General features: G+C 61.9%; 19 protein-coding genes. 5 read left to right on the plus strand and 14 right to left on the minus strand.

The annotated features are described in order from the left end of the window. Position 1 precedes the first annotated feature (1 nt). Positions 2-1,378 (minus strand): dihydroorotase, encoded by a 1,377-nt coding sequence (locus tag IFT66_RS12510; RefSeq protein WP_192077771.1) that lies wholly within the window; start codon positions 1,376-1,378, stop codon positions 2-4. 173 nt (positions 1,379-1,551) lie between these two features. On the opposite strand from IFT66_RS12510, the gene IFT66_RS12515 reads away from it, so the two are divergent. Further along, entirely contained in the window at positions 1,552-2,766 is a 1,215-nt protein-coding gene (locus IFT66_RS12515) for a LysR family transcriptional regulator (protein WP_192077772.1), read from the plus strand. On the opposite strand, the gene IFT66_RS12520 is transcribed toward IFT66_RS12515, so the two are convergent. Beyond that, positions 2,738-4,057, minus strand: a complete 1,320-nt coding sequence (locus IFT66_RS12520) for an Nramp family divalent metal transporter (protein ID WP_062581848.1) — start codon at positions 4,055-4,057, stop codon at positions 2,738-2,740. The two genes, IFT66_RS12515 and IFT66_RS12520, sit on opposite strands and share 29 nt — an antisense overlap. Positions 4,058-4,279: 222 nt before the next feature. Between IFT66_RS12520 and tsaA the strand changes: the two genes are divergently transcribed. Then, the gene (gene tsaA / locus IFT66_RS12525; RefSeq protein ID WP_192077773.1) at positions 4,280-4,807 is read left to right on the plus strand and encodes a tRNA (N6-threonylcarbamoyladenosine(37)-N6)-methyltransferase TrmO; all 528 of its coding nucleotides are present in this window, start codon (positions 4,280-4,282) and stop codon (positions 4,805-4,807) included. Positions 4,808-4,810: 3 nt separating this feature from the next. Here the strand turns inward: tsaA and speB are convergent, their stop codons facing one another. The 6 genes from speB to argH form a co-directional block, all read right to left on the minus strand. Beyond that, complete coding sequence (speB, locus tag IFT66_RS12530) at positions 4,811-5,863, minus strand: agmatinase (RefSeq protein WP_192077774.1); 1,053 nt, start codon at positions 5,861-5,863, stop codon at positions 4,811-4,813. A 21-nt stretch (positions 5,864-5,884) separates the two neighbouring features. Beyond that, positions 5,885-6,763, minus strand: coding sequence for a polysaccharide deacetylase family protein (locus tag IFT66_RS12535; RefSeq protein WP_192077775.1), 879 nt, complete (start codon positions 6,761-6,763; stop codon positions 5,885-5,887). Between the two features lie 145 nt (positions 6,764-6,908). Beyond that, on the minus strand, positions 6,909-7,742 hold the full coding sequence (locus IFT66_RS12540) for an ABC transporter substrate-binding protein (protein ID WP_192077776.1): 834 nt from the start codon (positions 7,740-7,742) through the stop codon (positions 6,909-6,911). Between the two features lie 50 nt (positions 7,743-7,792). Further along, positions 7,793-8,563, minus strand: coding sequence for an amino acid ABC transporter ATP-binding protein (locus IFT66_RS12545; RefSeq protein ID WP_062581839.1), 771 nt, complete (start codon positions 8,561-8,563; stop codon positions 7,793-7,795). An 8-nt stretch (positions 8,564-8,571) separates the two neighbouring features. Further along, a complete protein-coding gene (locus tag IFT66_RS12550; protein ID WP_192077777.1) occupies positions 8,572-9,444 on the minus strand; it encodes an amino acid ABC transporter permease in 873 nt (290 codons plus the stop codon). Then, positions 9,441-10,901 carry an argininosuccinate lyase gene (gene argH / locus IFT66_RS12555; protein ID WP_192077778.1) on the minus strand — a complete coding sequence of 487 codons (1,461 nt, stop codon included), beginning with the start codon at positions 10,899-10,901 and terminating at the stop codon, positions 9,441-9,443. The genes IFT66_RS12550 and argH overlap by 4 nt, the downstream gene beginning before the upstream one ends. A 159-nt stretch (positions 10,902-11,060) precedes the next feature. On the opposite strand from argH, the gene IFT66_RS12560 reads away from it, so the two are divergent. Together IFT66_RS12560 and IFT66_RS12565 are read left to right on the plus strand one after the other, a co-directional pair. Then, entirely contained in the window at positions 11,061-11,966 is a 906-nt protein-coding gene (locus tag IFT66_RS12560) for a LysR substrate-binding domain-containing protein (RefSeq protein WP_192077779.1), read from the plus strand. A 228-nt stretch (positions 11,967-12,194) separates the two neighbouring features. Next, positions 12,195-13,628, plus strand: a complete 1,434-nt coding sequence (locus tag IFT66_RS12565; protein ID WP_192077780.1) for a family 16 glycosylhydrolase — start codon at positions 12,195-12,197, stop codon at positions 13,626-13,628. Here IFT66_RS12565 and IFT66_RS12570 read toward each other — a convergent pair. Next, entirely contained in the window at positions 13,559-14,551 is a 993-nt protein-coding gene (locus tag IFT66_RS12570) for a hydrogen peroxide-inducible genes activator (RefSeq protein WP_192077781.1), read from the minus strand. The two genes, IFT66_RS12565 and IFT66_RS12570, sit on opposite strands and share 70 nt — an antisense overlap. A 138-nt stretch (positions 14,552-14,689) precedes the next feature. Between IFT66_RS12570 and katG the strand changes: the two genes are divergently transcribed. Continuing rightward, positions 14,690-16,894 carry a catalase/peroxidase HPI gene (katG, locus tag IFT66_RS12575; RefSeq protein ID WP_192077782.1) on the plus strand — a complete coding sequence of 735 codons (2,205 nt, stop codon included), beginning with the start codon at positions 14,690-14,692 and terminating at the stop codon, positions 16,892-16,894. Between the two features lie 54 nt (positions 16,895-16,948). Here the strand turns inward: katG and IFT66_RS12580 are convergent, their stop codons facing one another. From IFT66_RS12580 to coxB, 5 genes are read right to left on the minus strand one after another with little or no spacing between them, the layout of a single operon-like run. Beyond that, positions 16,949-18,001, minus strand: coding sequence for a c-type cytochrome (locus IFT66_RS12580; protein WP_249406429.1), 1,053 nt, complete (start codon positions 17,999-18,001; stop codon positions 16,949-16,951). Then, a complete protein-coding gene (locus tag IFT66_RS12585) occupies positions 17,998-18,639 on the minus strand; it encodes a cytochrome c oxidase assembly protein (RefSeq protein ID WP_192077783.1) in 642 nt (213 codons plus the stop codon). Before IFT66_RS12585 ends, IFT66_RS12580 begins: the two co-directional genes overlap by 4 nt. Then, complete coding sequence (locus tag IFT66_RS12590) at positions 18,636-19,019, minus strand: hypothetical protein (protein WP_062461668.1); 384 nt, start codon at positions 19,017-19,019, stop codon at positions 18,636-18,638. The genes IFT66_RS12585 and IFT66_RS12590 overlap by 4 nt, the downstream gene beginning before the upstream one ends. Next, on the minus strand, positions 19,016-21,532 hold the full coding sequence (gene ctaD, locus IFT66_RS12595; protein WP_192077784.1) for a cytochrome c oxidase subunit I: 2,517 nt from the start codon (positions 21,530-21,532) through the stop codon (positions 19,016-19,018). The genes IFT66_RS12590 and ctaD overlap by 4 nt, the downstream gene beginning before the upstream one ends. Next, the gene (gene coxB / locus IFT66_RS12600) at positions 21,529-22,596 is read right to left on the minus strand and encodes a cytochrome c oxidase subunit II (RefSeq protein WP_192077785.1); all 1,068 of its coding nucleotides are present in this window, start codon (positions 22,594-22,596) and stop codon (positions 21,529-21,531) included. Before coxB ends, ctaD begins: the two co-directional genes overlap by 4 nt. Positions 22,597-22,756: the final 160 nt, after the last annotated feature.

Genomic DNA, 22,756 nt, shown 5'->3' on the forward strand with positions numbered 1-22,756 from the left:
ATCAAAAATCCTGAAGTGAAAGGTTGGCCGGGGGACGCACGAACCGGCCGGTGCCGGGCTGCGCCAGCACCTTCGATCCGTCATAGGCGAGTGTGCCGCGAAGATAGGTTCCGGCCACCTTGTAGGGCAAGGTCATTCCGTCATAGGGCGACCATCCGACGACGTTGTTGCCGGTCTTCGACGCGTCGAACACATGCTCTTCCGCCGTCAGCACCGCGATATCCGCATGCTTGCCGACCTCAAGCGCGCCCTTGACGTGATCGATGCGGAAATGCCGGGCGGGATTGAGCGCCATCAGCTTCGCGGCCCAGGTGAGCGACACGCCGCGTTCCAGCGCGCCCTTGATAAACAGTGGCACCATCGCTTCGAGACCCGGCAGGCCGGAGGCGTTGGCGAGCATGTCCGGATTGGTCTTGCGGTCGAGCGACCAGCTGACGTGATCGGTGGAGAGAAGCGTGACATTGCCGGCCGCCAGATGCCGCCAGAGCTTTTCCACCTCCGCCCGCGGCCGGATCGGCGGATTGCATTTCGACTTGCCGCCGAGCCTTCTCGCATCGGTTTCCTGGTCAAGCGTCAGGTAATGGATCAGGCATTCGACCGTGGCGCGATGCCCTTGCGCGCGGTAGCCGGCGGCGATCTCGTAACCGCGACCGAGCGAGCAGTGCACCACATGGGCCGGACAGCCGGTGGCCGCACCGATCTCGTAGATCTCGGTCATCGCCAGAAGCTCGGTCAGCGGCGGACGCGACATCTCGTGGGCACGGTAATCGGTGATGCCGGATGCCTTCACCTCAGCCATCGCCCAGCGCACATATTCATCATTCTCGTTGTGGACGCCGGCCGTCAGGCCGGTTGGCGCGATCGCGGCAAAGCACTCGGCCATCAGCGGCGCGAAGATGCGCGGAAAACGCTTCGGGTCTGTCCCGAAGGTGGAGAACTTGAAGGCCGCGACACCGGCTTCAACCTGTTCGCGGATGCGCACCGCGCCCTCCTGCGGATCGACGGTGCCATAGAGCGCGAAATCGACCCGCGCTTGGCTTTCCGCATGAGCGGCCTTGCTTCGCACGGCATCCGCCGAGCAGACCAGATTGCCCTCGTCATAGGGCATGTCGACGATGGTGGTGACGCCGCCGGCAGCAGCCGAGCGGGTCGACCAGATGAAATCCTCCTGGTTCTTCTGCGAAAGCGAATGCACCTGCGCATCGACGGCACCCGGAAGGATCAGCGACGCGCCGAGATCGTGGCTTTCGCGCGCGGACGGCATCTGGCCCTGACCGACTGACGCAACCAGCCCGTCGCGGACCGCCACATAACCTTCGGGAACGATGCGGTCGGCAAGGACCAGCGTGCCTTTCAGAACAAGATCGAAATCCGACATCGGCCTGTCTCCTTGAAGCCTTGAAGCCTTGAGCCCTTTAGCCTTGGGGCGCGCGTTCGATCGGAACCGCTTGGGGGCAGACTAGGAGAATTTGATCGGCAGAGGGATATCCCATATCGTGAACGCACGATATCATTGCTGTCATCCTCTTATATGCTCACCCGGAAGCCGTCATGGACCTTGCCTCGCTGCTGATCGCCCATCATGTGCTCGCCTTGGGCGGCATCCGCGAAACGGCGAAGGTGCTGGACCGACCGGTCTCCAGCGTCTCTGCCGCGCTGGCACGGTTGCAGTTTCATATCGCCACACCGCTGACGACGACATCCGGCAACCGCATCCAGCCGACGCTTGAGGGCGTGCGGATCGGCCGCGATCTGCAGCGAGCTGCCATGCTGGTCGGCGAGCTCTCGGGTCTCGGCGACAAAGACGGCTCGCCCGAAGACGGAGCCCGGCTTTCCGTACCGCTTCTGGCGCTGCAGCGTTTCCTCGTGGTCGGCCGCAGCAGCAGCATAAGGCGGGCGGCGCAGGAGATCGGCATCGGCCAGCCGCAGCTGACGCGGCAGATCCGCAGTCTGGAGCGCGATCTCGGCCTTCCCCTTCTCGACCGGGCGGCCGCCGGCGCCGTTCCCAATGCGAGCGGGCAACGGGTGATCGCTCTCGGAGAAGAGCTCGAAGCGATCTGGCTGAAGATTTCCGATCATGCCGGCGACCGTTTCCGGCGTGCCGCATCGACGACCCGCGTCGGTTCCGTGACGCCGCTTGGACGCGAAAGCCTGATTGCCCGGATCCTCGCAAAACTTGCCGCCGACTGGCCGAAGCACATGCCGCGACGGCCGCTCTATATTTCCAGCACCAATGCCGAGGAGCTGCTGTCCGGCATTACCGACCGGACCTACGATCTCGTGCTGGTCGACACGCTCGACATGCCGCCCGGCGTCGAACACCGGGTGATTTCGCGGAGCGGACTTGCCATGGTTGGAGCCGCTGATGTGATCGCCGACCACCGCGGCGATCTGCGGCAACTGCTCCTGCGTCATCCGATAGCGCTGCCGAGCCTCAAGAGCGGGTTGCGGCAGAAATTCGGGTTGCTGACCGAGGACATCCTGACCCCGGACGAACGGGCGGGACTGTCCTTCGTCGAAATCGATTCCATTCCCGTCATCGCCAACCTCGTCAGCGATCACGGCTATATCGCGCTTCTGCCGCTCTGGGCCATTCCACAGCCGGACGAGCGGATGGCGGCGATCGCGCTTCCCGAGGCCTACGACATGCATCTGTCGCTTGCGTGGAAAAAGGGAGCGGCAGCCGAGACGATCGCTCGCACGGCCGAACACATCCTGGGCTCGATGCCTTTTCCGGTTACAGGACGAAATCCACCAGCAGCTTGATGTTGAGGGCGCCGATGACGATGGCGATCAGCCAGGCAAAGGCACGCAGCCAGAGAGGTGCAACGAACACGCCCATCTTGCGCTTGTCGGACGTGAACATCACCAGCGGGAAGACTGCGAAGGACAGTTGCAGGCTGAGCACGACCTGCGTCAGGATCAGAAGCTCCGCCGTGCCGCCATCGCCGTAAAGGATGGTGACCGCTGCCGCCGGAATGATGGCGATGCCGCGGGTGATCAGCCGGCGCACCCAGGCTGCCAGCCGGATATGCAGGAACCCTTCCATGACGATCTGGCCGGCAAGCGTCGCCGTCACCGTCGAGTTCAGGCCGCAGCATAGGAGCGCGATACCGAACAGTGTCGGCGCGATGGCATAGCCGAGAACAGGTGAGAGAAGATTATGCGCATCGCCGAGTTCCGCCACCGCCGTATGGCCGTTGGCATGAAAAGCGGCGGCCGCCAGAATGAGGATCGATGCGTTGATCAGAAGCGCGAACATCAAGGCGACGGTGCTATCGATCGTCGCGAACTTGATCGCCTCCCGCTTCTCCTCGACGCTGTCTCCGTAATTGCGGGTCTGGACGATGCCGGAATGCAGATAGAGGTTATGCGGCATGACGGTGGCGCCGAGAATACCGAGCGCCAGATAGAGCATGTTGGGATTGGTGACGATCTCGGTGGTCGGCGCAAAGCCACGAATGACCTCGCCCCAGTTCGGGTCCGCCATGGCGATCTGGATGGCGAAACAAGCGGTAATGACGCCCAGCAAACCGATGACGAAGGCTTCCAGGAACCGGAATCCGAGCTTCTGCAGGTAGAGAATGAGGAAGACATCGAGCGCGGTGATGAGAACACCGATTTCCAGCGGAATGCCGAAGATCAGGTTGAGACCGATCGCGGTGCCGATCACCTCGGCGATATCAGTGGCGATGATGGCGATTTCGGCAAACAGCCAGAGCATGTAGGCGACGGGACGCGGGAATGCGTCGCGACAGGCCTGGGCGAGATCGCGGCCGGAAGCGACCGCCAGCCGGGCGCAGAGCGATTGCAGCACGATCGCCATGATGTTCGACAAGAGTGCGACCGACAGGAGCAGGTAACCGAACTGCGAACCGCCGGCGAGCGACGTCGCCCAGTTGCCCGGATCCATGTAGCCGACGGCGACGAGATAACCCGGACCGAAGAACGCGAACGCCCGCCGGAGCTTCGATCCCTGTCCGCGCACCGGGATCGAGCGATGAACATCCATCAGCGAGGCATCACCGCCGCTTTTGAGCCAGCCGCTGGAATTCATTCGGGATCGGATATCCATCGTCGATCGTGCTCTCGTTGTTGCAATTGCAATTCATTCGCACATAAAGATCGTAGTTGCAAATTATTCGCAATAAGAAATCCGGAAACAGGGAAACTGTTCCGCGCAGCTTCATATTTTGCGAAACAGCAGTATTTCGGCCATGCTGGGGAGATCTGGTTGCTTCGCGAAACGTGGAGCAGAACCAGTTGATCGGAGAATGACATGGCGCAGGATAATGGCATCCGCGAGAACGAGGTTCAGGTGACGCCGCCGGAGGCGAACGATGCGGGGCTGATCTTCATCGGACGCATTTCGACCCCCTGGACCGCACGCAGCGAAACGCCGCGTCAGGGCAGCCATACCGGACCGATCTGCCGGATCGAGATATTCGAGCCCTGGGTTGCGGCCCTGAAGGGCGTCGAGACATTCGAGAGGCTGGAAATCCTCTACTGGCTGCATCAGGCGCGCCGCGATCTGGTTCTGCAGAGCCCCGCCAGCAGCGGCAAGGTGCACGGCACCTTCTCTCTGCGCTCTCCTGTCCGGCCGAACCCGATCGGGACGTCGATCGTGGTTCTTGAAGGCGTAGAGGGCAATGTGCTTCTGGTGCGCGGCATGGATTGCCTCGATGGCACGCCACTTCTTGATCTCAAGCCCGATCGGAGCCTGTTCAAGCCGATCGTGTCGCCGCAGCCAGGCGAAGCCGAGCCTGACAGTAACGCACCGACGGCGCATTACTGTCAGAAGGCTTAGAGCTCAGCCCTTCAGTGCAGGGCTGAAGCGGATCAGGCTGAGGATCTCGAACAGCATCTGCGCGCCCGCATGCGCCGTGTTGGTCGTCGTATCGTATTGCGGCGCCACTTCGACGACGTCGCCGCCGACGAAATTCAGACCTTTGAGCCCGTGCAGGATATCGAGCGCCTGACGGCTGGTGAGCCCGCCGATTTCAGGCGTGCCGGTGCCCGGCGCATAGGCCGGATCGAGGCTGTCGATATCGAAGGACAGATAGGTCGGGCCATCGCCGACGATCTCGCGCGCCTTGGCGATGACGGCGTCGATGCCCATCGTGCCGATCTCTTCGGCATGAATGACGGTCATCCCGCTTTCGAAGGAGAACTCCCACAGATATTCGGCCGCACCGCGAATGCCGATCTGGATCACCCGTGTCGGATCAAGCACGCCGTCGAGAACCGCGTTGCGGAACGGGCCGCCATGGTGGAACTTGGTGAGATCGTAGGCGCCGCCCGTATCGCAATGGGCGTCGATATGGATCATCCCGACCGGACGGTCGCGGCCGACCGCCTTGAGGATCGGATGCGTGATCGAATGATCGCCGCCGACCGACAACGGGATCACGCCCGCATCGATCACCTTGTTGAAATGCGCCTCGATATCGTCATGGCTCATCTCCAGCCGGTAGCGGCTGCGAAACGGCACGTCGCCGATATCGGCCACCTTCATCTCGAAGGTCGGCGCGGTCTTCAGCACGTGATTATAGGGACCGACGCGCTCGATCGTGCGCAGTGCCCGCGGCCCAAAGCGGGAGCCCGGACGGTTGGTGACGCCGAGATCCATCGGCACGCCGATCAGCGCTACCTGAAGATCGCCGAAATCCGGATTGTCCGCATCGATGTGGACGAGCGGCGCATCGAGAAGCGTCGGAACGCCCGCATAGGGGGCCGAGCGCGTGCCGCTTGCGGAAAAGATCCGGTCGGCGACGGCGCGAAATTCCGGATCATGGATGCTGCCGCCGTGGCCTTCGCCGTATTTTGCTCGAAGCTCTTCCAGCTTTTTCGTGTCGAACGTCATGTCGGTTTCTCCAGGTCTTTCTTAAAGCTCTGCGCGGGCCGCTTCCAGCGCGTCGAAATGGTGCGATATCTCGGCGCCCGTGGCAATCCAGACATCGGTTCTGCTTTGCACATGGATCAGGAAATCGCGCAGCAGATGCCAGCGCATCGGCCGTCCCGAAACCTGCGGATGGAGGACCAGCGTCGTGACGCCGCCCCAAGCATGTGTCGCCTCGAATTCGTCAATCCACAGCTGCAGCACCGCGTCGCGTCCGAAGATCGGCCGTGAACTGGTGCGGCTCGTCATGCCGAAATTCCAGTCGTCGAAGGCGAAGTTGACCGGGATCTCGATCAGACCGCGCTCGCCGCCATGATCCGCATGCCTGTAAGGCAGGATATCGTCGCGGAAGGAGCTGGAATAGCGCATGCCGGATTTCGAGAGATAGGCGAGCAGTTCCGGGAAATTCTCACCCGATGGTGCGCGGTAGCCGATCGGCCGCACGCCTAGCACCTGCTGCAACGCCTCATAGCCGCGATCGATTTCCTCGAAAGCCTCATCCAGCTTGTCGCGGTCGGGCAGCTTATGGAGATAGCCGTGATGGCCGATCTCGTGGCCAGCTTTCAGGATCGCTTCGCACTGGGCGGGATGCGCCAGTGCCGTCCAGCCGGGAATGAAGAAGGTCGCCGGCAGCGACAATTCATCCATCAGCGACACGATTTTCGAAATGCCGACGCGGGCGTCGTAGCCGCCATGCGACGTCGTAACCATGCGATCGACATTGGAAGGATTGTTGCCGATCCAGGCGGTTTCCGCGTCCACGTCGAAGCCGATGAAGAGAGCGCTTTTCGCGCCGTTCGGCCAAACCATGGCGGGTGTGACAGGCGCCGGATTGAGCGGACGGGGAGAAAGGTCGAAGGGCATTATAAAACCTCCGGTCGGGAAGAATGCAAAGCCGGGCCACCGCTGAACAGATAGCCCGGCTTCCGATGCAAAACGGACTGGTCCGCCGACCGTCCGGCCTGAAGGAGATCAGGCCGGAGGCACCCGTTTTGCAAAACGTGAAAGCTTACTTCTGGGCTTCGCTGTTGACGTAGATGCCGTCGAGGGCAGCCGATTCCAGGTTCCACTTGGCAAGGATCGTCTTGTATTCGCCGCTGGCCATCAGGGCCTTCATCGCGCCGATATAGGCGTCACGCAGTTCGGTGTCCTTCTTGGAGAAACCGATGCCCTGGTAGATGGCAGTGAACGGCGCGCCGATCGAAACATACGCACCCTTCTCGAGCGTCATCAGGTAGGGAACGGTTTCCGAACCCTGGACGGCGGCATCGACGCGGCCCTGCTTCAGCTGGGTGCGGGCATCGGCCGAACCTTCGGTGCCGACGACCTTGACGGCCGGCAGGCCCTTGGCTTCGCAGTTGGCCGCGCTCCACTTCGCCGTTTCGTCCGGGAAGGACGTGCGGCGGCTCATGCCGACATTCTTGCCGCAGAGATCGGTTTCGGACTTCAGTTCATCCTTGCGGGCCGCCGTCGTGTAGAACTGGGCGCCGGACTTCATGTAATCGACGAAATCGAGAGCGTCGCGGCGCTTCGGCAGATCGCTCATGCCCGAATGGATGATGTCGACGCGGCCGGTGGCAACCGACGGGACCATCTGTTCAAAGCCGATATCCGACCACTCAACAGTCACGCCGAGCTGCTTGGCAAGCGCCAGACCAAGATCGATATCGAGGCCCATCAGCGTGTTGGTGGCCGGGTCCTTGTATTCCATCGGCGGATAGTTCGGCGTGTTGGCAACGACGATCTTGCCGGCGGTCTTGATACGCTCCGGCAGAGCCTGAGCTGAAACCGAGTTGGCGGCAGCAACGGCTGCGAGGGCGACGATTGCGAATGTCTTGGTCATGATATCCCCTGTTCTCTTGTTTTTTGTCGACTGGTTGAACGTGAAGGCGGTCAGTTATGGACCGCCCGGATGAATTCCGCGGTGCGCGCGCTTTTCGGCGCCGACAAAACTTCCGAAGCGGGTCCCGTTTCCACGACCTTGCCCGCTTCCATGAACGTGACGGTGTTGGCAACGTTGCGTGCAAACCCCATTTCATGGGTGACGACGATCATGGTCATGCCGGACGCTGCCAGATCCTTCATCACATCGAGCACTTCAGACACGAGTTCCGGATCGAGCGCCGACGTCGGCTCGTCGAACAGGATGAGGTCGGGCTGCATGCCCATGGCACGGGCGATCGCGACGCGCTGCTGCTGGCCGCCGGAAAGTTCGGAAGGGTAATGGTTCGCCTTGTCGGACAGGCCGACGCGGGCGAGAAGCGCAAGCGCATCCTCGCGCGCCTTGGCGACCGGCTGGCCGAGAACCTGGACCGGTCCTTCCATGACGTTTTCGACAGCCGTCTGATGCGGAAACAGGTTGAAGCGCTGGAACACCATGCCGATGCGGCGACGCTGGCGGGATATTTCCTTGTCCGCCAGTTCATGCAGGTTGTCGCCTTCGCGGCGATAGCCCATCAGCTCGTCATTGACCCAGATCGCACCCTCGTCCATCCGCTCCAGAAGGTTGATGCAGCGCAGGAACGTGCTCTTGCCGGAACCGGAGGGTCCGACGATGCAGGCGACTTCGCCGCGCCGGACTTCGAGGCTCACCTTGTCGAGCGCCTTGAACGCATCGAAGCTCTTGGTGACGTCGATTGCCTTGACCAGAATATCTTTCGTCATGTCCAACCTCACATCGATGCTCTGATAGATTTCGATCCGCGCCCGTAATAGCGCTCGATGCGCTGCTGGATGACGGACAGAACGGACACCACGACGAGATACCAGAAGCTTGCCACCAGCAGCAGTTCGAGAACGCGGGTGTTGGCGTAGTAGATGACCTGCGCATTGTGCAGGATTTCGGAAAACTGGATGACGCTGGCAAGCGAAGTGAGCTTGACCATGCCGATCACCTCGTTGCCGACAGGCGGCACCATGACGCGCATGGCCTGCGGCAGAACGATGCGGCGCAGCATCTTCATCTGCGTCATGCCGATCGTGCGGGCCGCTTCGTACTGGCCGCTATCGACCGACAGAAGACCGCTTCGCACCACTTCCGACGTATAGGCGCCCTGCTGGATACCGAGACCGAGCATGGCCGCCACAAACGGCGTCATGATATCGACGGTGCGGAATTCGAACAGGCCGGGAATGCCGAGCGTGGGGAAGATCAGCGCCAGATTGAACCACAGCATCAGCTGCAGCAGTGCCGGCGCGCCGCGGAAGATCCACAGATAGCCGATCGCGATCCACGACAGGACCGGATTGCCCGAGATCCGCATGATGGCGATCACGACGCCGAGCACGATGCCGATCGCCATGGCAGCAACCGTCATGACCAGCGTGTTGACGAGGCCCTGCAGAATGACGGGCGCAAACAGGAAGTCGCGCACATAGGACCATTCGATCTGACCGACGCTGAAGGCGCGGATAAGCGCTGCCATCAGCAGAATGACGATGCCGGCGGCCACATTGCGGCCGATATGCCGCTTCGGCACCAGCTTCAGATTGGCAACTTCGTATTTTGCACTGTCGTCTACAGCAACGGTCGTGGATGCGCTCATCGTGTGCCAGCCTCCGCAGAGTTTGCGGCATTAGCCGTCTTTGCGACGATCTCTTCCATCGCGAACTGACGGCGGGTGTCGATCGCTGCCTCGAACCGGCCGATCTGGTCGCGGACCGCAGCGGGTGCCGTGCAGCCGTAACCGGTGCGGCTGGCAAGCGCATGTTCGAGCGTGATCGCTTCGAGCAGGCCGGGGCCGAGACGCGGATCGATCTTCGGCAGATCTTCGGCGGTGAGGCCTTCAAGATCATAGCCGCGCTCTTCGCAGTAGCGCACCACGGCGCCGGTGATTTCGTGGGCTTCGGCAAAGGTGACGTTCTGGCTGACCAGCCAGTCGGCCACTTCCGTCGCCAGCGTAAAGCCGCGCGGCGCTTCTGCCTTCAGTTTCTCGACGTCGAACTCCAGTGTCGCGACCATGCCGGCAAAGGCGGGCAGGATGAGCTGCAGCGTATCGATCGTCTCGAACAGGACCTTCTTGTCCTCGGCGAGATCGCGATTATAGGCGAGCGGCATCGCCTTCATCGTGGCAAGAAAGCCCGTGACATTGCCGATCAGCGTACCGGACATGCCGCGCGTCAGCTCGGCGATATCAGGGTTCTTCTTTTGCGGCATGATCGACGAGCCGGTGGAATAGCTGTCATGCAGGCGCACCCAGGAGAACTGCTTGGAGCTCCAGATGCAGATTTCCTCAGCCAGACGCGACAGGTTGACGCCGATCAGCGAGGCGATGAACAGGAACTCGGCGACGATATCGCGCGAGGCGACCGAGTCGATCGAGTTCTCGGCAGCGGCCGAATACCCGAGCTCAAGTGCCGACAGGTCCGGCCGATTGACGATGCCGGAACCGGCAAGTGCTGCCGCACCGAGCGGCGACCGGTCGAAGCGGCGGTCGAAATCGCCAAAGCGTTCGAGATCGCGCAGCAGCGACTGCGCATGCGCCATCAGGTGATGACCAAGCACGACGGGCTGCGCCGGCTGCAGATGGGTGAAACCGGGCATGACCGTTTCGACATGGCGTGCCGCCTGCTCGCGGATCGCGTCCTCGACCTCGATCAGGCCGGCGGAGAGTTCGCGTGCCATGCGGCGGAGATAAAGACGGGTGTTGTTGGCGGTCTGGTCGTTGCGCGACCGACCGGCGCGCAGCTTGCCGCCGAGAGCGCCGAGACGGGCCATCAGCAACCGCTCTAGAAACGTATGCACATCCTCGTCGCCGGCGACAGGCGTTTCACGGCCTGCCGCGACATCGGCCTCGATCGTGTCGAGCGCCGAACGGATGGCCGAAAACTCGGCGGCATCCAGCACGCCGGCGCGCTTCAGCTCGGACGCATGCGCCCGGGAGCCGGCGATGTCTTCGCGATAGAGACGGAAATAGGAGGCTGGTGCCCGTGAAAGATTGGCCAGAGCTTCGGAAGGGCCGGACTTGAAACGTCCACCCCAGAGCTGTGCGGATGCCGACATGAGCAAACCCTTCTGTTCAGATAATGGGCAGGGATCCCATGTGCACCACGAATGGGCAAGCGAACTTATTTCCTTGGCCCTATGACAAAAACGACTAGCGCAAAACGGCGCGCTGGCGATAATGGATCGAACGCATCCCGACAAAACAGCGAGACCCTGATGGAGCAACGTCGCAGGCGCCTGCCGTCCACCGCATCGCTTCAGGTTCTGCTGGCGGTGGCCGAACGCGGATCGACGAGTGCTGCCGCGGAAACGACGGCGCTCTCCCAGAGTGCTGTGAGCAAGCAGCTGCTGGCACTTGAGGAACTGATCGGCAGCCCCGCCTTCCTGCGCACGCCGCGCGGCATGGTGGCGACCGAGGCCGGCCGCATCTATATCGACCACGCGCGCACGGCACTGAAAGCAATGGAAGACGCCGCGCTTCTGGTGGCCCGGCTGAAACCCGGCCCCGGCGTGCTGCGCCTGCAGGTCCTGCCGATTTTCGGCGATCGCTGGCTGTTGCCGAAGTTTCATCTGTTTGCGGAACAGCATCCCGATATCGAGGTGCAGTTCACGACCTTCATCTCGCCGTCGCAGTCTGAAGTCCCGGACGGCATTTTCGAGTTTGCGGCGACGCCACAACACCGGGACAACAGCACCTATCTCTTCGGTCACGACGTGCTTCTGGTGAGCGCGCCGAACTATTTCGCCAAGGCCGGAACGCCTTGTGACATCGACGACCTCGCCGAACACGTGATGCTCGAACATCCCCAGACGCCGTTTCACTGGCAACATTTTGTAGCTCATCACAACCGCGACGGGGCCACTGTTCGCCACATTACCCGCTTCGGCTATTACACGATGGTGATCCGCGCCGCACTTGCCGGCCAGGGCTTGGCACTGATCCCACGCGGCCTGATCCTCGACGAGATTGCTACCGGCAGGCTCATCAATCCGGCCGGCCTCGGTTACCGGAGCGATTTCGGCTACTGGTTCAGCACGCCCCATATCCATTCCAGCCCGTCCATGCTGACATTCAAGACATGGCTGACCGCGCAGCTGGGACCTGAACTTGATCGCCCGTAACCGCGACTGTCCACAGCCAGATCTGGCACACCTGCCCCATACCCGCACGCTTCTGTCGCAAAAAAGGACGGCCCGAACAGTCGCGTCCAGAAATGGGAACAGCTTGTTCAGCCCGCCAGCGGTTCGCGCTGTGCGGTGCAGCATCGACGCGGTAGCCTGAAACAGGGAGCTCTAACGAAACGGAGGAGAAGACCAAAGGTCAACGTTTTTCAAACAGGAGACACTTTGATGACCAAAACCGTTTTGAACGCCCTTGGCGAAACCTTGTATTACAGCGGCACATCCAAAGCCTGGATTTCGGCGACGGGTGCCGGCAACGCACTCTCAGGCACAGCGGCCAATGATTCCATGTACGGCGACAGCGCCGTCAACGTGACCATGAGCGGCGGCGCCGGCGACGACGTCTATTACCTCTATTCCAGCATCAACCGGGCCGCTGAAGCGGCAGGCCAGGGCATCGATACGGTCGATACCTGGATGAGCTACACGCTGCCGGACAATATCGAAAACCTGCGCGTCACCGGTGACAACCGCTTCGCCTTCGGAAACGATCTTGACAACATCATCTCGGGCTCGTCCTCGCGCCAGACCTTCGATGGCGGCGACGGAAACGATGTGCTGACCGGTGGCGGCGGGGCCGACACATTTATCGTCGCCAAGGGCAATGGCAGCGACCTGATCACCGATTTCAGTGCCGACGACAAGATCCGCCTCGATGGCTACAGCTTCACCTCCTTCGAACAGGTGGGCAACAGCCTGACCCAGGAAGGCGCAGACCTGCGGCTCGATCTCGGAAATGGCGACAGCCTCGTCTTTGCCGGCACCACAGCCGACGAACTCTCTGCCGACCAGTTTGCACTCAGCCTCGACCGCTCGGTCCTGACGCAAACATTCGGCGACGAGTTCAATTCGCTTTCCCTGAATGACGGCACAAGCGGCACGTGGGACGCGAAATTCCACTGGGCGCCGGATGAAGGCAGTTCCCTGTCGACCAATGGCGAAGACCAGTGGTACGTGAACCCGCTCTATGAGCCGACGTCGGACTACAGCCCGTTTTCGGTCGCCAACGGCGCCCTGACGATCACCGCGCAGAATACGCCGGATGCGATCTCCGACGAGGTCAACGGCTACGATTACGTGTCCGGAATGCTCAACACCCAGTCGACATTCTCGCAGACCTACGGCTATTTCGAGATGCGCGCCGACATGCCGACCGACCAGGGGACGTGGCCCGCCTTCTGGCTGCTGCCCGAAGACGGCTCATGGCCGCCGGAAATCGACGTGGTGGAAATGCGCGGCCAGGACCCGAACACGGTGCATGTTTCGGTGCATTCCAACGAGACCGGCAAGCAGACGACCGAGACCTCGGCGATCAGCGTGGCCAGCACCGAAGGCTTCCACACCTACGGCATGCTGTGGACCGAAGAGGAAATCGTCTGGTATTACGACGACGTGGCAATCGCCAGCGCCGAAACGCCCTCCGACATGCATGAACCGATGTACCTTCTGGTCAATCTGGCCGTCGGCGGCATGGCCGGAACGGCGGGCGATCTGTCTGACGGAGCCGAGATGGTCATCGACTACATCCACGCCTACTCGATTGACGACGATGCCGCACCTTCGTCGTCCGTATCGAGCGCTTCGGAAGCCGGCCTCGTATAGGCCGTCTGTTGCTGCCGCATGATGGCGGCCGCACCAAGCACCACGTCCGCCACCTGCAGCAGCTGCTTGGCAAGCGGCGTCGAATTGCGCCAGATCATGCCGATGCTGCGGGCCGGCGGCGGTGAATCGAACCGCGAAATGGAGACCCGCGCCGAGCGGGTCTCGACCGGCACCGCCATTTCCGGAATAAGCGTGACGCCGATGCCGGCACCGACCATCTGCACCAGCGTCGACAGCGAGCTTCCCTCCATGATTTCCCGAGACAGGATCTCGCGCGGGCGGTTCGACCCGATGCCGCAAAAGGACAGCGCCTGATCGCGGAAACAATGTCCCTCCTCAAGAAGGAGAAGCCGCATTTCCTTCAGCGCATCCGGCTCCGGCACCGGCTTCGCCCCATCCTCACGGCTGCGCACCAGCACGAATTCCTCGTCGAACAGTTTGAGCTCCGTCAGTGAAGGCTCGGAGACGGGCAGCGCCACGATCGCCACATCGAGCCCGCCCTGCATCACTTCCTGCACCAGTCTGGTCGTCTGCGTTTCGCGGATCTCGACCCGGATACCGTCGAATGCCCGGTTGAGCTCGTTGATGACAGACGGCAGCAGATAGGGTGCCACGGTCGGGATGACGCCGATGCGAAGCCGTGACAGAAACCGGTCCCGCGAGGCGCGGGAGAGATCCGCGAGTTCGTCGGCGGCCCGGACGATGTCGCGTGCTCTGAGCGCAAAAAGCTCTCCGAACGCGGTCAGCCGGACGTCGCGCGTGCCCCGGTCGAACAGGGCGCGACCGACTTGATCCTCGAGTTCCTTGATCTGCATCGACAGCGCAGGCTGAGAGATGGCGCAGGCTTCAGCCGCCTTGCGGAAACTCGCGTCGCGCGCCAAAGCCTCGAAATAGCGGAGCTGTTTGAGAGTAAAATTGGTCATAAGGTGAAATTATCGCAACCATCAGGAAATCCAACTTAAATTTATCGAAATGTTCCTGTAGGACTTGAGACACCGGGTTGCGACACACAATCCTCCCCTTTTCATGCAATGCACGACAGACAATCTAAGGAGAATGTCATGGACACGAAAACTGACACTGCGGGCAAGTGTCCCGTTGCACATGGCCAGAACCCCCAGGGCAATACGCCTCGCGGTCGCTCGAACCGCGACTGGTGGCCAAGCCAGCTAAACGTTCAGATTCTGCATACCCACACGGCACTGGCCAACCCGCTGGGCAAGTCGTTTGATTATGCCGAAGAATTCAAGACGCTCGATCTCGACGCCGTGAAGCAGGACCTTCATGCGCTGATGACCGATAGCAAGGACTGGTGGCCGGCCGATTTCGGTCATTACGGCGGTCTTTTCATCCGCATGGCCTGGCACAGCGCCGGCACCTACCGCATCACCGACGGCCGCGGCGGCGCCGGCATGGGCCAGCAGCGTTTCGCACCGCTCAACAGCTGGCCTGACAACGTCAACCTCGACAAGGCTCGCCGCCTTCTGTGGCCGATCAAGCAGAAATACGGAAACAAGATCTCCTGGGCCGACCTGATGATCCTGACCGGCAACGTCGCGCTGGAATCGATGGGCTTCAAGACCTTCGGTTTTGCCGGCGGCCGTGCCGACGTGTGGGAGCCGGAAGAACTTTATTGGGGTCCCGAAGGCAGCTGGCTGGGCGACGAGCGCTATAGCGGCGAGCGCGAGCTGGCCGAACCCCTCGGCGCCGTGCAGATGGGTCTCATCTACGTCAACCCGGAAGGCCCGAACGGCAATCCGGACCCGCTGGCCTCGGCCCGCGACATCAGAAGCACCTTTGCCCGCATGGCGATGAACGACGAGGAAACCGTGGCGCTGGTCGCCGGCGGCCACACGTTCGGCAAGACCCATGGCGCCGGCGATCCGTCGCTGGTCGGAACCGACCCGGAAGGCGGCGAGCTGGAATCGCAGGGCCTCGGCTGGGCGAGCAAGCACGGCACCGGCATGGGCGCCGACACGATCGGCAGCGGCCTCGAAGTCACCTGGTCGCAGACCCCGACCCAGTGGAGCAACTACTTCTTCGAAAACCTGTTCGGCTTTGAATGGGAACTGACGAAGAGCCCGGGCGGTGCCCACCAGTGGCAGGCAAAGAACGCCGACGCTTCTGTACCGGACGCGCACATTCCCGGCCGCAAGCATGTGCCAACCATGCTGACGTCTGACCTGGCGCTGCGTTTCGACCCGATCTACGAGCCGATCTCGCGCCGCTTCCTCGAAAACCCGGCCGAATTTGCCGACGCGTTTGCCCGCGCCTGGTTCAAGCTGACCCACCGCGACATGGGACCGAAGGTTCGCTACCTCGGCCCGGAAGTGCCCGCCGAAGACCTGATCTGGCAGGACGTCATTCCGCCGGTCGATCATCCGCTGATCGACGATGCTGACATCGCCAACCTCAAGGAAAAGGTTCTGGCAACAGGTCTTTCGGTTCAGGAACTGGTGTCCACCGCTTGGGCTTCGGCTTCCAGCTTCCGCGGTTCTGACAAGCGCGGCGGTGCCAACGGTGCCCGCATCCGTCTGAGCCCTCAGAAGGACTGGGACGTCAACCAGCCGGAACAGCTTGCCAAGGTTCTCCGTCAGCTGGAAAACATCCAGACCGCCTTCAACACGGCCCATGCCGGTGCAAAGAAGGTCTCGCTTGCCGACCTGATCGTGCTGGCTGGCGCTGCCGGCGTTGAAAAGGCGGCGAAGGCTGCTGGTCACGATGTCGTCGTGCCCTTCTCGCCCGGCCGAATGGATGCCTCCGAGGCGCAGACCGACGCCCTGTCGTTTGCAGCACTCGAGCCGCGCATCGACGGTTTCCGCAACTACGTGAACGAAAAGCGCACGCAGTTCATGCAGGCGGAAGAAGCACTGGTCGACCGCGCCCAGCTTCTGACCCTGACGGCACCGGAAATGACCGTTCTGGTCGGTGGCCTTCGTGTTCTGAACGTCGGCACCCCTGAGCATGGCGTGTTCACGAATGCCAAGGAAACGCTGACGAACGACTTCTTCGTCAACCTCCTCGACATGGGCACCGTCTGGGCACCTGTCGCCGGCGAGCGTGGCGTCTATGAAGGTCGCGACCGCAGCACCAGCGCACAGAAGTGGACTGCCACCCGCGCCGACCTCATCTTCGGCTCGCATTCGCAGCTGCGCGCGATTGCCGAGATCTATGCCCAGGCCGATGCCAAGACGAAGTTCGTCAAGGATTTCGTTGCCGCATGGGTGAAGGTGATGAACGCAGACCGTTTCGACCTGCGCGCCTAAAAACAAACCGGCCGGACGCAACACCCGTTGCGACCGGCCGATCTCTTTCAGGCGTCAGCGCTGGCTGAAGAAAGCCGAGAGAGCATCGATATCGTCGTCCTGAAGATATTTCGCAGCATTCACCATCAGATGGTTCGATGACGTGCCGCCACGAGCGCCGCCTCGAAACAGATCGAGCTGCTGCTTCAGATAGGCGGCATTCTGACCCGAGAGTGTCGGATAGGCGGGATTGGCACCATCCTTGTCATGACAGCTGAGACAGACGGGGATCTTGTCCGCGGACCTTCCCCTTTCGGCAAGCTCGCGGCCTCTTTCCACAAGCGCCTGGTCCTTCGGCGGCATATCTCTCTTGGGACTTTGCTGACCGGCATAATAGCGCGCCAGTTCCGGCAGGCTTTCCTCTGAAAGCGTGCCGACCGCGACACCCATGATGCCGCTCGGCCGCCGGTTGTCGTGATAGGCCTTGAGGCTTTCCAGCAGATAGGTCTCCGACTGTCCTGCGAGGCGCGGAATTATGCTGCCGTCGTTGAGTTTTGCCTCCGCATGACAGCTTTCGCAGGTGATCGGCAGCGGCGATACTTCGCCGGCGGTTCCCATGCCGTGCAGCCCTGACGCGGCGATATAGGCTTTGCCATCCATCTCAGGCAGTTTGCGCAGAAACGCCACCATCGCCCAAACTTCGTCGTCGCGCGTCTGCACCGGCCAGGCCGGCATGCCGGTAAAGCGAACGCCGTGCTTGACGATCTCGAACAGTTGCGCGTCGGTCCAGGTCGGCACGACTACTTTCAGATCCGGCGGCGGCGGCAGCATCGACAGCACAGCATCGGACCGGCCCTGTGCCGGCGACCCGTGACAGGTAGCGCATCCGCTTTCGAAATGGCCGGCGCCTGCAGGCACCAGGGCCGGATTGTCGAGCGGTGGCGGATCGACGGACATTGAGGCAGTGCTGACCGAATTGCGCATCACCCAATGCAGGAACCAGTCGGTCGCTGCCCAGTGTCCCGACGAGGCGCGCACGCTGATCAGGCCCGACCAGGCGACGCCGAAGCCGAGGATCGGCGCAAGGATGGCAAGAATGATCAGATGCTTCCAGCGGATCGTCATCATGCGTTCCCCTCAAGCTCAGGAGCCGGATCATGCCTCAGCATGCCGGCGAGCAGCGCCACGCCGCCTGCAAGATAGACGATAGCACCAACCAGCAGCATCACCACACCGCCTGTCTGTTGATCGTTGAGCGCGGTGAGCGGAATGCCGAAACAGCTGACCTCCCCATCCCCATAAAGCGGCCGCGGCGACAGCGACAGAAGCGCGCCGAGCAGCGTCATATGCATCGAGGTAAACAAGAGGCCGAACGTGCCGGCAAGTCGACGCGCCTCGCGTCCCGATGCCGCACCGCCGAGACAGGAGAGCCACAGCGTCAGCCCGGCCGTGAGAAATACCATCTGCTCGAGAGCGGCGAACGGGACCGACCCTTCCGATAGCTCGCGCATGGCCGGAATATGCCAGCCCCAGACGGCAAACAGTTCCAGCACCGAGGCGAGCATCGGTGTGAGCCAGAGATGACCGGCCGTGAAATCGAAGCGGCTTCCGGAAATGCCAAACGCGATCAACGGCGACGCGATGGCAACCACACCCATATGCGCGACCATGTGCACCGAGAACGAGCCACGATCGGAAAACGGCAGGATGCCGAACCAGAGCAGACCGAGGACCAGCGCTCCCGAGATCAGCGCAAGGCGTTTCATGGCTGGCACTCCGCAATGAAGATCAGCGGAATGGCCGCATAGACGACCGACACGAAGCTCAGGCCCGACAGAAGCAGCGTTGCAAACCCTTGGAACAGCGTGCGCGACGAGCGCGTCGGTTCGTCATGCGGCGCGTCCTTGGCACCGAACCCCCACTGGCGCCAGGCGAGATAGGCCGAAAGCACGATCATCGCGAGCGCGGCGAGTGTCACGACGACAAGCACGATCCGGACCGTGTCGAAGCTAAAGGACGCCGGCAGACGCTTGGCGCAGAAAACCGCGACCGTCGCGTAACAGATGATGAAATGCAGCGCCCAAACCACTGGCGCCGTAAACAGGGTCCAGAGAGTTTCGACCTCGCGGGGGATAACGCTCTTCATGATGCCACCAGCGGAAAGAGACCGAGCACGCCGAACGTGACGACGGCGGTAAACGCCATGAAATGCCAGTAGAGCGTGACGTTGCGGATATCCTGATCGTATTCGCCTGTCATGTTGCCGGTGAGGCTGCGGGCAAGGCAGTAGAGCTGCATCACGACGCCGACCACGCCGTGGATGACGGTCCAGAGGGCAATCACCCAGACGGTGGCCGGATAGACGTTGGAAGTCGGGTCCATGCCGGTAAGATATGGACCGGCGAGACCGGCAAGCGAGGCGGCGATGGTAACGGCTGCGGCTGCAACGAGGGCAAAGCGGCAACCCGTTGGGCCCTTCTCGTTCAGCTGCCGGGCCAGCATCGTCAGGCCCCAGGCCGCTAGATAAAGCAGTAGTGCCACCATCGGCCAGAACACGCCGGGCCCGGCACTGACGCCGGTATAATCGTCATGCACCGTCCAGTAGAAGAAATAGCCGAAGATCAGGCTGGCAAAGGCGGTACCGTCACCGACCATAGTGATGAACATCGCCCACCATCCGACGGACGCGGGGCCTGAAACATAGACCGGCAGGCTGAGGCCCAGCCCGACATCGGTTTCAGCCGTCTCCGGAATCTGTGCCGTGCCCGTCCACAGCCAGTAGATGATTGCGATAAAGGTGATGATGGCGCAGATGACGGTGGGGATCCACCAGTGGAAGGTGAGCGCGATAAACACGCCACCCAGCGACAGGGCGGCTATGATGGTGACATAGGACACACCGCCGACGCGCAGGCACTGCAGCGGCTTGGCATCGAGCACCGACGTGACCAGCGTCTCACGCCTGCCGGATTTCGCATCCGGCAGATAGAACCGGCCAGCCTCGATATCGGCCTGCAGGTTGGGCTGGTCCCAGAGCGGATAGCGGCTGGTGATGATGGGCACGGAGCGCATGCCCCAGCTCTCATCCGGATCGTTGGTCCATTCCAGCGTGCCGGAATTCCACGGGTTGAGATTGCGCTCTGCCGGCTTGGGTTTCGGGCGGAAGATGTCGATCACGAAGGTGGCGACACCGGCTGCAAAGATGAAGGCGCCGATGGTCGAGACGAGGTTGAAAATATCCCAGCCGAATTCTTCCGGGTAGGTGAAGACGCGTCGCGGCATGCCCCGCAGCCCGGAAAAATGCATCGGGAAGAACGCGGTGTTGAAGCCTGTGAACATCAGCCAGAACGACACCTTGCCCCAGGTATCCGACAGCTTTTTGCCGGTCACGAAGGGGAAGTAATAGTAGATGCCGGCGACGATCGGGAAGAACATGCCGCCGATCAGCACGTAATGCAGGTGGGCCACGATGAAATAGGTGTCATGCGCCTGCCAGTCGAACGGAACGAGGGCCACCATGACGCCGGTCAGCCCGCCGATCACGAAGATGATCAGCCCGCCCGCGCCAAACAGCATCGGCACCGAAAAGATCACCCGGCCCGCAAGCATGGTGGCGATGAACACGAAGATCTGCACCCCGGTCGGGATCGCCACCGCTTCCGATGCCGCCGAGAAGAAGGCGAGCGAAATCTGCGGCAGGCCGGTCGCAAACATGTGGTGGACCCACAGCCCGAAACTCAGGAAACCCGTACCGACAGCCGCCAACACGATCCAGGAATAGCCAACGATCGGACGCTGCGAAAATGTCGGCACGATCATCGCCATCAGCGCGATGGCCGGCAGGAAGACGATGTAGACTTCCGGGTGGCCAAAGATCCAGAACAGATGCTGCCAGAGCAAGGGATCGCCGCCGCGCGATGGATCGAAGAACGGCCAGTTGAACATCCGCTCCATCTCGAACAGGATGTCGCCGGCAATCAGCGGCGGGAAGGCAAACAGGATCATCCCCGCGACGATCAGGAGATACCAGGCAAACATCGGCATCATGTTGATGCGCATGCCGGGCGCGCGGCATTTCATGATGCCGACGATGATCTCGACGGCTGCGGCAATCGATGCCACCTCGATGAAGGAGAGGCCGAGCAGCCAGATGTCGGCGCCGATGCCGGCATATTCCTTGTCGGTCGCAAGCGGCGGATACATGAACCAGCCGGCATTGGGTGCCGCGTTGAAGAAGATCGAGCCGCAGACGAAGATGCCGCCGAGAAGGAAACTCCAGTAGCCGAAGGCCGAGAGCCGCGGGAACGGCAGTTCGCGCGCGCCGAGCATGGAGGGCAGAAGAAAGATCGCGATCGCCTCGAAGATCGGCACCGCGAACAGGAACATCATGACCGTGCCGTGCAGGGTGAAGACCTGGTTGAACAGCTCGGCCGACATGAAATCATTGTTGGGAACGACCAGCTGCAGCCGGATCAGCAGCCCGAGAACGCCGGCAAACAGCATGAAGACGAATGCCGTGACGCCATACCAAAGCCCGATCTCGCTGTTGTTGACCGAGGTCCAGTAGCGCCAGCCCTTTGGCGTTTCCCAGGTATCGCGCAGCCTCTTTTCCTGGGCGGCGCGCTCCTCGGGCGAGAAATTTCCGAGTTCAACGCTCATCGAAGCCCCTTCAGATACTGTGCAATGCGATCGGTTTCGGCTTCAGGCAACATGTTGTAATGCGGCATCCGCACGCCGGGCTTGATGCCGGCGGGATCGCGCAGGAAGCGGGCGATATCGGCGGTCGAATTGCCAAGCGTTCCGGCCCCGACCGAACCGCGTTCGCCGAATGCAGTCAGATCCGGGCCGATGACGCCGCGCGCCTCGGTGCCGGAAATCGCATGGCAGGCGGAACAGCCGTGTTTCAGAAACAGCGCCAGTCCCTCGGCATCGCCGCCACCGGAAGCGCTGCGGCGGGAGGCGAGCCAGGCGTCATAGGCCGGCTTTTCCATCACCTCCACGGTAAAGCCCATCAGCGCATGCGAGGTGCCGCAGAATTCGGCGCAGACACCGCGATAGGAGCCGGGCTTGTCACCCTCCAGCGTCAGCACGTTGCGACGACCAGGGATCATGTCCATCTTGCCGCCGAGCACCGGGATCCAGAACGAATGGATGACATCGGGTGAGGTCAGCTGAAACGCCACCCGCTCGCCGACCGGCATGCGGATCTCGTTGGCGGTCTCGAAGGCGACAGAGCCGTCCGGATCGAGATAACGGACCCGCCACCAGTACTGCTCGCCCGTGACATCGATCTGTTGCAGCCCCTCACCGCCTCCCGAGAAAAACGGACGGACATTGGGCATCAGCCACATGGCGTAGGATAACAGCGCGCCAAGAACGATGCAGGGCATCACGGCGCCGCCCCATAGGATCAGCTTGCCCGCCCCCTGTTCGGAATGGGCGTTCTTCTTGCGCGCCGCATAAAACAGAAGCGCCACGACGCCGACCCAGATCACCGCGCCGCCGATCAGCATCGCGAAGAACAGTGTCGCGACACCCGCGGCTTCCCGTCCCGCGGGATCAAGCACCGACTGCACGCCGGAGCAGGAAACCATCAGCGGACAGAGGAGAATTAGGGAAAGGACTGCTTTCGCCGCAGGCAGAAGGGCGCGGACGATGACATCGTCGAAATAGGTTTGAGATCGGGTTGGCCGGCTGTCGCCGGTCACGCGGTCATCGTTCATTCTGCTCTTCACCCCCGGCTCGAACAGGCGCAATGCATCACTTCTAATTTTGTTCCCACCCCAAACGAATTTTTTTACCCGGTGAAAACGATGAGCGTTAAGGGCCGCGTCGCATCGAACTTCATGACAACCGCTCGCGAAAAGGAACTATCGCCCTCTG

It is taken from the genome of Rhizobium sp. CFBP 13726, from assembly GCF_014841925.1.
Classification (GTDB): Bacteria; Pseudomonadota; Alphaproteobacteria; order Rhizobiales; family Rhizobiaceae; genus Neorhizobium; species Neorhizobium soli.